This window comes from Enterococcus sp. AZ101 (assembly GCF_050499005.1).
Classification (GTDB): Bacteria; Bacillota; Bacilli; order Lactobacillales; family Enterococcaceae; genus Enterococcus_L; species Enterococcus_L ureilyticus.
Map to the genome: position 1 here is coordinate 118618 of NZ_JBMHEZ010000002.1, position 11826 is coordinate 130443.

An 11826-nucleotide genomic window follows, 5' to 3' on the forward strand; every position below is an offset into this window, starting at 1 on the left:
CCACAATTAGTGAATTAAGGAGAGCTAGACAAAGCGCAATACGTTTTGTTTTGCTCTCCTTAAATCTGAACAAGTGGTTAAGAAACAACGGAGAATTTGTTTTAACGTACTTCCTAGGAAAAAAGTTTTTAAGGAGAAAAGATGTTTAATAAAAGGAAAATAAGAAAATGGTTTAAACAAGGACAGCTAGCTTTGAAAGAAAATGATCACCAACAAGCAGTCTATTTTTTTAAGCTAACTATTGAAACAAGTATTAAAAATGGTGGGATTCAATTAAATGAGTGTTTTAATGCATTTGTTTTACTTGGAGATATCTATAGTGAACAGATGTGCTTTGGAAAAGCGGATCAACTTTATCGAATGGCTGCTGGGCTGGATTTTTCAGCAAAGTATGTTTTGTTAAAACAGGAACTCTTCCATGATGAAACAAATTATGAAACGAATAGCAAAAAATGGTTGGAAAAAAATATGATTGATTTTACTGATATTATTCAAACAAAAGATAGAAAGAATTGGCATTTTCTTATTGAAGAAGGAAAAATCAGTTTACAAAAATTATTGCCCCCCAATAAAATAGAAGATCAAATGCAGGTAGAAACGGATCAAGATTTTGTTTGGTCTTACGAAGAGTGCGTAGATATACCGAATATGTAAACGAAAAAAAGCCGAGAATAAAAATGGTTTATTCATTTTATTTTAGGCTTTTTTTAATTAGTTCTGGTTCAAACATTTTATGTAAGCGAGCAAAAAGTGAAGAAAATTAGCTTTATTTTAATAATAAAACCAGATAAATAAAAAAATTTTTGACACTTTGTTGACTATGAAATTGTTTTTCTTTAAAATGAGTAATAGGATAGAAACGAATATAATAAAAAGGCACTTCAAAAATCAGTTGGCGCTGATTCATGAAGCCCTGAAAAGTCAGAGAACGCTGACCAATCAAGTTGCCCTTGTCAATGCGTAACATCGACATATTCCATTTTACTCAATTTTCGAAGAAATATCTAGAACTTTCTTTATGGATTTTGAGATGGATCATGTGATGCCTATTTGTTGAACATGCAATGGTGTTGGTAGAGTTTACCAGCACCATTTTTTTATTTTGTTTCTATCCAGAAAAAGTAAAGCGTTGTGTTGTGGGCTTGTGACACAGATTGAAGCCGACAATCGGTCACGAGCTAACAATGTGGGCTTTACGAAATGAAAAGGATCAAAGACGTACAAGTGCTGGTAGAATCGTTGAAGTGGTAATGTTCTGTGCAGCAAAATGTAGTTTTTGATACTTTAAAGGATACAAGCAGGAGGAAAGAAATAATAAGAATGGTCTATTCTAGCTAAACCAGTCTATTATTATCTTACACACCTGCTTGTATTTTTGAGTATAAAAAAGCTCTATTGTTCTTTATAAATAGTTGTTTCGATTTCTAATCGTTTTTCTTCTAAAAAAGGCGGCAAAGCAAGGTGTTCTCCCAATGAATTTAAGGGCTCATCGATCGTAAAACCAGGACTTAGAGTAGCAAACTCAACACGCATACCACCAGGTTCTTTGATGTAGAGGCTTTTAAAATAGCCGCGGTGTACTGATTTTTCAATATTCCAGCCTTGGTTTTGCGCTTTGTTATGAAGTTTATCTAGCGCTTGTTCATCATTGACTGAAAAAGCAATATGATCCATACTTCCTCGTCCCATCCGTGTTTTCTCAGTTGTTTCTGTTGGTAAGAGCTGAATAAAATCTGTTTCATTTAGCTGGATACGTCCTTGATTATTTTTCCATCCTAACAATCGATAGAAAAAGTCTGCTGTTTTGTCAAGTTCAGCACTATGAAATTCAGTAGAAGAGAGACCAAGAATTTGCTTATCTCCTGGAATAGCATTTTTAACCTGCAAATTCTGTTCTAATGGACCTTGTTCCACTTCAATCAAGCGTAAATCTACGTGATCCTCATCTGTAAAATGGAGTAGGTTATCTTCTTTAACGAATTTGATTTGTGCATCAGCTAAACGTTGGGCCCAAAAATCTAGGCTGCCTTTAGGGATTTTTAAACCAATCGTGCTTAAAAAAGAATCGTTATCATAACGTCGTCCAAGTGCAGGAACTATAAAAAACGTAATAACTGATCCAGGCGTTCCAGCATAATCACCATAATAATAGTGAAGCATTTTATGATTCTCTTGGTTGACTGTTTTTTTTACAAAACGTAAACCAAGAATAGTTGTGTAAAAAAAATGATTTCTCTCAGCAAATCTAGTTAATAGTGAAACGTGATGGATAGGTGCAAACATAGCGGTTCCTCCTTTTTTTTAAAAACTTACTTTTAGTAAGTGTAACGTTTGAAATAGACAGTTTCAAGTAATTTGTCTTTTTGAGAAATGCTTTCTTCATAGCCAGATACTATAAAAAATGGTAGAATGACCAAGACAAATCAAGGAGAAAGAGTGACAACTATGTTAAGTACAGAAGATTTTGATTTTGATTTACCTGAAGAACTGATTGCGCAAACCCCTTTAAAAGATCGAACGAGTTCACGTCTTTTAGTCTTAAATCATGAGACAAAAGAAATTGAAGATAAACATTTTCATGACATCATTGATGAATTAAAGGCTGGAGATGCACTAGTCATGAATGATACAAGAGTACTTCCAGCTCGATTGTACGGTGAAAAACCAGAAACGGGTGGTCATTTAGAAGTCCTTCTTTTGACTAACACTGTAGGGGATACGTGGGAAACATTGATCAAACCAGCCAAACGAGCAAAAGTTGGGACCAAAATCAGTTTTGGTGATGGTCGTTTAACAGCAACTGTCGTTGAAGAATTAGAACATGGCGGTCGGATCGTCACGTTTAATTATGAAGGAATTTTCTTAGAAATCTTGGAGTCACTGGGAGAAATGCCCTTGCCTCCGTATATCAAAGAACGGTTAGAAGATCCTGAACGATATCAAACGGTGTATGCTAAAGAAAATGGCTCTGCAGCAGCTCCTACAGCGGGTTTGCACTTTACGCAGGAATTACTTGCTAAAATCCAATCAAAAGGCGTGAAGCTCGTTTATTTGACCTTACACGTGGGATTAGGCACATTCCGTCCTGTAAGTGTGGAAAATATTGCAGAACATGAAATGCATAGTGAATTTTACCGTCTAACTGAAGCAGCAGCAGAACAACTGAATGAAGTTCGTAAAATGGGCGGTAGAATTGTTGCGGTTGGGACAACATCGATTCGAACATTAGAAACAATTGGAACAAAATTTGACGGACAAATCAAAGCTGATAGTGGTTGGACAGATATTTTTATCACACCCGGCTATGAATTTAAAATTGTTCAAGCCTTTTCGACTAACTTTCATTTACCGAAGTCGACCTTAGTGATGCTCGTTAGTGCTTTTGCCGGCAAAGATCTGACCCTTACGGCTTACCAGCATGCAATCGATGAACGTTATCGCTTCTTTAGCTTTGGCGATGCGATGTTCGTAAAATAATCTAAGCTAAAAAACTCATTCTCTTTTAACTGAACACCAGTGAAAAATAAATACGCTGCAAACGTGCAAAGGTATTTATTCCACATGTTCTAGTTAGAAACAGAATGAGTTTTTTTGATTTTTTACTTCGAGGTAGTAACAGTCATAAGCCGCTTAAAAGTAAAGTTTGTGATAATTCTCTTTTGCGAACAGCTCTAGGTAAGAAACAGCGAATTTCATCTTCATTAAAGCCGATTTGTAATCTTTTTTCATCGATCATGATTGGACGACGTAATAGTCCAGGATTATCTTTTACCAACTCTAGTAATACATGTAAAGGAAGCTCATTAATATCTGTATCTAGTTTTTGGAAGACCTTGGATCGGATGGAGATAATATCTTCCGTGCCTTCTTCGGTAAGGATCAATATATTTTTTAGTTCGTCTAATGTAATAGGAGTAGTGCCAAAATTCTTTTCCTCAAATGGAATATCATGGTCAATTAGCCATCTACGTGCTTTTCTACATGACGTACAACTATTGGTGGTATATAATTTTAACATATTTTTTCATATCCTTTCAAAAATATTGGTACATACCTCTTAATAACTATAATATACGAAAAGTAAAAAATTCACAAAACAAATGCTTACAAAATAGCTGTTTATTTCTATTAAAAGGCTGAAATAACTAAAAATTCACAATCTTTTGTTATTTTTGTTGAATAATTTTCAAGGTTGACCGTAATAGAGGGAAGCAGACATGTTATGTATAGTTTTGGTAAATTAGATAAGCTTTTCACTATTTTTTGATAACGCTTTCGGTAGGCGTGGGAATTTGTTTTTAGTGAGTAGTGTTAGAAGGTTCGGACAGATAGTCACAAAATAACCATAGTATTTTGGCTATTTATTTATTATTATAAAGAAGAACAGAGAAAATAAAGGAGAGGTAATGATGATTGAGGAGTTGACATATAGTTATGCTACAACAATGTCCGAAAGAATCCAAAGTTGGAAAGCGTTGGATTTAGGAGACGATGGACAAGAATACTTAGCGCAATGGCAAGCGCGTAAAAGTTTAATGAAACTAGCTGACTATGATAAAATGCTTAAAAGCTATCACTTAGATGAACAAACGTATAGTGTTGGATTGCTCCCTTTCACTGAAAAGCGGGCACAGTCATTACTTCCGACTGTCGAAAAAAGTGACTGGTTTCAATTACATAGACAGCTATTTAAGTCTGAGATTACGATAAAAGAAATGAGTTTATCCGCAGCATTACGTTTTCATCTACATTATTATGAAGAACATATTAGATATCTGAGAGATAAATTTTCTTTGATTCAGTTATCAGAAAGAGTAATCAAAGAACTCATTGATCAATTGTCAAAAGAACTTTTTTTCCTTGCACAAAAAACATTGGTTTGGGATATTCATCAAATGATTGAAGAATATCAATTACAAGCGGCAACAAAAGAGGAAGAATTTACTAAATATATCGAAGAATTCCTTGGTGATAAACAAAGAACCTATCTTTTTTATGGTGAATATCCAACTCTTGCTAGAATTCTTGCAGTTAGATTGACCTTTGCTTGTGAAATGATTGAAGAATTCTTTGCTTCGCTAAATGATTCAACAGAACAATTGGCGGAAACCTTTGCTATTTCGACTCCGCTAATACTTACTCAAATAAAGCTAGGGCAAGGAGATAGTCATGATCGTGGGAAATCAGTAATCCAGTTTCAAGTGCAGGAGCAGTCGCTGATTTTCAAATTTAAAAATTTGAAAATAGGCGAAGGGTTCAATGATCTACTAAAGTATCTAGAAGACTTAGATAAAACGTTATCGTTCTATAAAATCAAACGAATTATCGCATCAAACTTTACGATTGAAGAAAAAATTGCTTATCAAGAATGTCAAAATGAAAGGGATGTGGTGGACTTTTATCAAAGGTACGGACAACTGTTAGCTGTTGTCTATTGGTTAGGCGCAACTGACTTACATATGGAAAATTTGATTGCCAGCGGATCGTATCCTGTCTTGATCGATGTAGAAACACTAATTCGTCCTGAAATGTTTAAACAAACACAAAAATTATCACGACAAACTAGAATAGAAAAACACTCTGTGATCGTTTCAGGATTATTGCCGCAAAAAAAACAATGGAAACGTGTACTAGAAATGGATGCATTATCTGGGACAAAGCAAAAATTACCTGAAAAAGTTAGAAGACTGCGAAATACTCGTTCCAGTGATATCGCATTTCAACTAGAAGAAGGATACATGGATGGGGCTCAAAATATTCCTTGTTTAGCAGGAAAAGAAGTTGATTATAAACATTATCGTGATGTGATCCAAACTGCGTTTCAAGCAACCAATCGCCTATTATTAAAAAATAAGGCAGCCTTTATTGCAAAAGTCAAAGCGTTATTTGCAAATCAGACGATTCGATTGATTTACAGAGATACACAAAATTATGGAGATTTATTGAATTTTACATTGCATACTGAGAGTATGTCAAACTATATTGAACGAGAAAAGATTATTGAGAATTTATGGGCGAGTAAAATCATTCCGGAAGCCTTGATTCCTTTTGAAGTTCAAGCGATGTTGGATCATGATGTTCCTTTATTTACGGCCAATACCTCTTTAACGAATGTCTATACTAACAATCAAGAGTTGCCTAAATTATTAAGAAAGACACCGCTACAAGATACTATTGAACACATGGAACAGATAACAGAGAAAACAAGTAATTTTTCCTATCTATTACTAAAGGAAAGCTTAGGGACTTTAGAATATCAGGAACAACCAATAACAATATCCAAGAGAAATCACTCAATCAAACAGCCATTCCTACAAAAAGCCGCAGATATTGGGGATACGATCATTGACCAACTGGTATTAGATCAAACAAATGGTGAAATTGACTGGATGTCGGTTTTGCCTGAATCTGATAAAGAGATAGGGATTGTATACCCTAGTACGAATCTTTACGAAGGAAGCGCAGGAATCTATCTATTTTTCATCTACCTGAATCATTTTGCTCCAAAGAGTAGCTACCAAAAAGTAATCGAATTATTGGAAAAAGAGATTTTTCAAACATCGGTGGATAAAAATAGCTATGAGAGTGCTTTTTTTGACGAAGGAATGCGTTTAACAGTAGCTTTTTATGTGACAAAGTTACTTGATGATTCAAAACATCGGACCTATCTGGAAAAGAGTTTAAAAGCTTTAAAAACAGAGGACATACAAACAGAAAAACAATCAAATGAATGGCTGTATGGTAAAGCTAGCTTACTAGCTATTTTAGCAGCAGTTTATCAGGAGTTTCAAAGTGAAGAGGCCTATGAGCGGCTTTGGGACTACACACAAGTATTAAGCTGTCATGAAATGGCAGATAACAGCTTTGCTCATGGATATGCAGGTGTTTGTTATGGCCTAGTTAAAGCACATCACATCCTTCAAGAAACGTGGGTTGAAGAAAAACTTGGCTGGTATCAGGAACGATTTGAAGCAATGCTTGAAAGTGACGAAATCCAAAATGATTCTTGGTGTCGAGGGAGCGTAGGAATTAATGAGGTTTGCCAAGAGTTGGGCCTAGATTTTCCAGATAAAATGTCCAGAAGTGTAGAAAATAAAGAGCGGTTAGATGATTGCTTGTGTCATGGAAACTATGGAAGTGCAGACAATCGTTTGGATGATATTCAGTTATTATTAGGAGATGTTACCACACTAAAGTCTGATCCTGCGAACGTTCCTGTGAGCCTTTTTTGTGGTATAGCAGGGGTGGGATATCAACTATTGAGAGCTTACGATCCAGTAAATGTTCTCTCCTTGTTATTTATTAAGTGACACAAACTGAAAAAAGAACTTTACTTATCGGCGAGAACGCTTTATAATTTAGTTATTAACGCAAGGGGGAGAAATTATATCATGAGAAAATTATCAATTGAAAAAATGGAAGCAGCAAAAGATTTGAAGAAAGTAGATGAAGTTGTAGGAGCTTCATTTGAAAGAAGTAAAAATGCCGAGGATACTGATCGTTCAGAAACGATTGTTGCGAATACATTAGGCGGGTTCTCACGCATTATCTGTATACCATAGAAATAAGTATTTTGTAAAACAAAAGGAAACTATCATTTAAGAATAGTTTCCTTTTGGCTTTTAATTAAATAGTTTTCTTTAAAATAAAGATGGATATTGCTTCTGTTCCAGAGATTAATAATACAATAAAATTTAAAATCCAAGAGTATGCAACTGTATTATATACAGCAAGATCATAAAAGAAGTTGTTTAAAATAATCAAAAGAACCATGGTAAGTATAAATGCAATGAAACTTGCTGTGGATAGAATTTTCTTTCCACGTTCATCCTTGCCCTCTTTACTAAAGAAAAAGTAAATAGAATAGACAATAAATAGGATTGATAGAGCAAATATTAATAAGCTAGACCAATGATTTACAGGCAAGTCATCAAAAAAAGATTTAAGTGATTCAGTCATAATTTATCCTTTCCTTCCGTTAGTCGGTTTCTTCGTTCGTTTGCTCGTCTTCTGTTAATTTCTTGAACGTGAAGATCTGTTCAATAGGCACTTCGAAAACGTCTGCTATGTCGTGAGCCAGTAAAAGGGAAGGATTGTACCTATTTCTTTCTAACTGAATAATTGTTTGTCTAGATACTCCCACCTTGTCAGCAAGTTCCTGTTGGGTCATGCGTTTCATGGCTCTGTAGACGTGAATGGAACTCTCAAAAGATGAGTTCTTCTTTTTTGGCAATGCAAATCCCTCCAATGGTCTAATTTATGTAGTAAATAAAAAGCGCATAGTCAATATACCATATCTTACTTTCACTTACAAATATCTTGCAAAGAAAAAAGCCAAGCTTCTCGATTAGCTTGGCTTTTGTTTCTGGAAGGAATCAGCGTATTGAATCATAAATGTTTTACTTTTCGTTATACATGTAAAGTAATTAGTCGAATTTCTTGTTCATAAACCAAATGTTGTTTTCATTACATTTTCTACATTTCTTTTTTTAAATTTTTTTAATCAAACTATCTTTATATGTGTTTTTTTATTGTATTTGGCTTGTTTCTACAAATTTTTGCACATATTCACTATTTGTAAAGATGTCTTTATGATTTTTATACTTTACATATATTTTTGTTGAAAGGTGAATGGTGTTCTGTTAACAATTTTGTGTTTAATTTTGTCATGCTTCGAGAAATTCTTCAATACAACTGATGGTACCTCCTTCCTTCTATAAACAGAATAGCATAATTAGTAAGCGTTTTCAAATAAAACGACTTTTGATTACAGAATAAAATTTTATTGGACGAATGATCTACTTTTAAAAAAAGTAAGCTAAAAAAATGAAAATTTAGCCATATTTATTGAAGTTTGAAAAAAAAACATGGTATAGTGAGTATAGATACTATATTAATAGAAGGAAAAAATAAGAATGGGGGGATAGGATGGAAGCATACAAACAACCTATCGAAACAATTATCAAAGAAGTGAATACGAATAAAGAGCAAGGATTAACGGAACAAGAAGTCAAGAGACGGCTTGCTGAGCATGGTGCCAATAAGTTCCATGAAGCCAAGAAAGAGTCGATAGTAAAGAAATTTCTTCATAGTTTATCTGATTTTACAACAATCATTTTATTGGTTGCGGCAGCTATCTCATTTTACACAGCCATTGCAACAGACCATGGGGATTATTTTGAAGGAATCTTGATTATCGCCATTGTGATCATCAATGCAGTATTAGCAATCGTTCAAGAGGGCAATGCTGAAAAATCGTTGGCCGCACTGCAGGATATGAACAAACAAAGTAGCTCTGTTTTACGTGACGGCAAAGTAGAAACGATCGATGCAGAGGATGTAGTCGTGGGTGACATACTTGTATTAGAATCAGGCTCCATGATTACAGCAGATGCTCGTTTGATCCAGGCATCACAACTTAGAGTAGAAGAATCAGCACTTACTGGAGAAAGTGAACCTATTGAGAAAGATTCGGAATACATAGGGAAACAAGATGCACCGATCGGTGATCAAATAAATATGGTCTTTAAAGGCTGTACTGTGGCAAATGGTCGTGGGCGAGCAATCGTTACGTCTACAGGAATGCAAACAGAGATGGGAAAAATCGCAGGCTTATTGAACGACGATGTGACCCAACAAACACCTTTGCAAAAACGTTTAAATCAATTAGGGAAGCGTATCAGTTTTATTGCTTTAGGAGCTGCGGCATTGGTATTTATCATAGGTGAACTACAAGGGGAACCTGTATTGGAAATGTTTATGACAGCTGTGTCCTTAGCAGTTGCAGCAGTGCCTGAAACACTGATGGTGATCGTAACATTAACACTTGCATATGGTGTGCAGAAAATGGCGAAAAAACATGCCATTATTCGTCGTTTGCCAGCGGTTGAAACATTAGGTACAGCAAATGTGATCTGTTCTGATAAGACGGGTACGCTGACGCAAAATAAAATGCGTGTAAGACGCGTTTGGTCACGCGGCGATGAAGTGACCGATACAGAAGATGCAATGACCGATGAAGCAATGGAAGTCTTGAAAATGGCCTCTTTGTGTACTGATGTGATCGTAGATAAAGATGGAGACGATTTAGTCATTCAGGGAAATCCTACTGAGGCAGCGATTGTCCGTGCTGTTGAGGAAAACTATCATACAAAGGCTGAATTGGAAGAAAAATATCCAAGAATCGGTGAAATTCCTTTTGACTCAGAACGTAAGATGATGACGACAGTTCATAAGATGGGGAAAAAATACATTTCTGTAACAAAAGGAGCCTTCGATGTCTTATTGACTCGCTTTCGTTTTGGAGATGTTGAACAGGCGGCTGTGGTCAATGACCGTTTTGGAAAACGTGCATTACGCGTGATAGCAGTTGGTTATGCAATCTATGATGAGGAACCCACGGAAATCACTTCAGAGGCTTTAGAGAAGAATCTACGTCTATTAGGATTGATTGGTATGATCGATCCGCCAAGACCAGAGAGTAAAGGTGCTATTGCCAGAGCCAAAAAAGCTGGGATCAAAACAGTGATGATCACAGGAGATCATGTGGTGACGGCTGGAGCAATTGCAAAAGAATTAGGCATTTTAACGGATAAAAGTGAAGCACTTACTGGTTCAGAACTGCAAAAAATGTCCGATGAAGAATTAGACTCTCGCGTGAAATCACTTTCTGTTTATGCTAGAGTAACGCCAGAAGATAAGATTCGCATCGTAAAAAGTTGGCAGCGGACAGGTGCTGTTGTTGCAATGACAGGTGATGGTGTCAATGATGCACCAGCCTTAAAAGCGAGTGATGTCGGTTGTGCTATGGGAATCACAGGAACAGATGTAGCTCAAGGCGCAGCAGATATGATTTTGACAGATGATAATTTTGCTACGATTGTAGATGCTGTTGCTCAAGGGCGAGCAGTTTATCGTAATATTCGTAAGGCGGTAAACTTTTTATTAAGTTGTAATATTTCGGAGATTTTTATTGTACTGATTGCGATGTTACTTGGCTGGGGAGCACCATTCACAGCTGTTCAATTATTATTTGTAAATGTCGTAGCAGATGGTCTTCCAGGCTTTGCTTTAGGGAAAGAACCTGCTGAAAAAGGGATCATGGATGAAGCACCGATTCCTAGAAATGAAGGGATTTTTGCACGTGGTTTGTGGCAAAAAATCGGAATCAATGCCTTTGTCTTTACAGTTATCACACTGTTTGGTTTTTATTTAGGAGCAAATGTTGATTCTGTTTCCTACTTCTTTGAAGCAAGTCATGAAATCGGACAAACAGTTGCCTTCTTGATTTTAGCTTATTCATCGATCCTACATGTTTTTAATGTAAGAAGTACAGAATCGATTTTTAGAGTCAAGTTATCAACAAACAAATCACTTTTCGAAATGGCCGTGTTAGCAGTGATTATCACAACGGTTATCGCATTGTTACCATTTACACAGGATTTGTTTGGGTTAGTTCCAATTGGGATCAACCATTGGTTGTTAGTAATGGGCTTATCGATCATTCCGATTTTTGTGAATGAAATGATTAAATTCCACTACTCAACTGAAGACGACGAAGAATAAATTAATTATTGAAGGAACACTTGAAGGTTGATTTTCTTAATGAAAATCAGCATTTCAAGTGTTCTTTTTAGTTAAGTTAACTCAATTGAAAGAAGTCTTTGAAAATACTATTGAATTTATTTACATAAAAGACTTGCTAAAATAGTAAAGGAGTATTATAGTTGTTATCGAAATCAGTTATTTTGATTTTTTTCTACTATTTTTCAATTAAATCATAAATCGTAACCGATATTTTTGTTTGGACATCCAAATAAAAATCTT

The 11826-nt window shown here is 35.4% G+C and carries 9 protein-coding genes; 5 read left to right on the forward strand and 4 right to left on the reverse strand.

All coding sequences use genetic code 11. The features are described 5' to 3' along the window. Positions 1–141: 141 nt before the first annotated feature. Positions 142–654: a hypothetical protein gene (locus tag IGJ50_RS09890; RefSeq protein WP_429950186.1), complete on the forward strand. Its 513-nt coding sequence runs from the start codon at positions 142–144 to the stop codon at positions 652–654. A gap of 738 nt (positions 655–1392) precedes the next feature. Here the strand turns inward: IGJ50_RS09890 and IGJ50_RS09895 are convergent. After that, a complete protein-coding gene (locus IGJ50_RS09895; protein WP_429950188.1) occupies positions 1393–2283 on the reverse strand; it encodes a VOC family protein in 891 nt (296 codons plus the stop codon). Positions 2284–2445: 162 nt separating this feature from the next. Between IGJ50_RS09895 and queA the strand changes: the two genes are divergently transcribed. Next, positions 2446–3477 carry a tRNA preQ1(34) S-adenosylmethionine ribosyltransferase-isomerase QueA gene (queA, locus tag IGJ50_RS09900; protein ID WP_069638943.1) on the forward strand — a complete coding sequence of 344 codons (1032 nt, stop codon included), beginning with the start codon at positions 2446–2448 and terminating at the stop codon, positions 3475–3477. Between the two features lie 142 nt (positions 3478–3619). On the opposite strand, the gene spx is transcribed toward queA, so the two are convergent. After that, on the reverse strand, positions 3620–4018 hold the full coding sequence (spx, locus tag IGJ50_RS09905) for a transcriptional regulator Spx (protein WP_069638944.1): 399 nt from the start codon (positions 4016–4018) through the stop codon (positions 3620–3622). Positions 4019–4409: 391 nt separating this feature from the next. On the opposite strand from spx, the gene lanM reads away from it, so the two are divergent. Together lanM and IGJ50_RS09915 are read left to right on the forward strand one after the other, a co-directional pair. Next, complete coding sequence (gene lanM, locus IGJ50_RS09910; protein ID WP_069638945.1) at positions 4410–7310, forward strand: type 2 lanthipeptide synthetase LanM; 2901 nt, start codon at positions 4410–4412, stop codon at positions 7308–7310. Between the two features lie 81 nt (positions 7311–7391). Beyond that, positions 7392–7562 carry a hypothetical protein gene (locus tag IGJ50_RS09915; protein WP_429950190.1) on the forward strand — a complete coding sequence of 57 codons (171 nt, stop codon included), beginning with the start codon at positions 7392–7394 and terminating at the stop codon, positions 7560–7562. A 64-nt stretch (positions 7563–7626) separates the two neighbouring features. Here IGJ50_RS09915 and IGJ50_RS09920 read toward each other — a convergent pair whose 3' ends face one another. Continuing rightward, on the reverse strand, positions 7627–7959 hold the full coding sequence (locus IGJ50_RS09920; RefSeq protein WP_429950192.1) for a hypothetical protein: 333 nt from the start codon (positions 7957–7959) through the stop codon (positions 7627–7629). Between the two features lie 19 nt (positions 7960–7978). After that, positions 7979–8233, reverse strand: coding sequence for a helix-turn-helix transcriptional regulator (locus IGJ50_RS09925; RefSeq protein WP_010762625.1), 255 nt, complete (start codon positions 8231–8233; stop codon positions 7979–7981). A gap of 695 nt (positions 8234–8928) precedes the next feature. Between IGJ50_RS09925 and IGJ50_RS09930 the strand changes: the two genes are divergently transcribed. Further along, on the forward strand, positions 8929–11565 hold the full coding sequence (locus IGJ50_RS09930; protein ID WP_207120235.1) for a calcium-translocating P-type ATPase, PMCA-type: 2637 nt from the start codon (positions 8929–8931) through the stop codon (positions 11563–11565). Positions 11566–11826 lie beyond the last annotated feature (261 nt).

Excerpts from the sequence above, each read along its gene's own strand:
- IGJ50_RS09890 (WP_429950186.1), top strand. The coding sequence starts at position 142 with ATGTTTAATAAAAGGAAAATAAGAAAATGGTTTAAACAAGGACAGCTA.
- IGJ50_RS09895 (WP_429950188.1), bottom strand. The coding sequence starts at position 2,283 with ATGTTTGCACCTATCCATCACGTTTCACTATTAACTAGATTTGCTGAG.
- queA (WP_069638943.1), top strand. The coding sequence starts at position 2,446 with ATGTTAAGTACAGAAGATTTTGATTTTGATTTACCTGAAGAACTGATT.
- spx (WP_069638944.1), bottom strand. The coding sequence starts at position 4,018 with ATGTTAAAATTATATACCACCAATAGTTGTACGTCATGTAGAAAAGCA.
- lanM (WP_069638945.1), top strand. The coding sequence starts at position 4,410 with ATGATTGAGGAGTTGACATATAGTTATGCTACAACAATGTCCGAAAGA.
- IGJ50_RS09915 (WP_429950190.1), top strand. The coding sequence starts at position 7,392 with ATGAGAAAATTATCAATTGAAAAAATGGAAGCAGCAAAAGATTTGAAG.
- IGJ50_RS09920 (WP_429950192.1), bottom strand. The coding sequence starts at position 7,959 with ATGACTGAATCACTTAAATCTTTTTTTGATGACTTGCCTGTAAATCAT.
- IGJ50_RS09930 (WP_207120235.1), top strand. The coding sequence starts at position 8,929 with ATGGAAGCATACAAACAACCTATCGAAACAATTATCAAAGAAGTGAAT.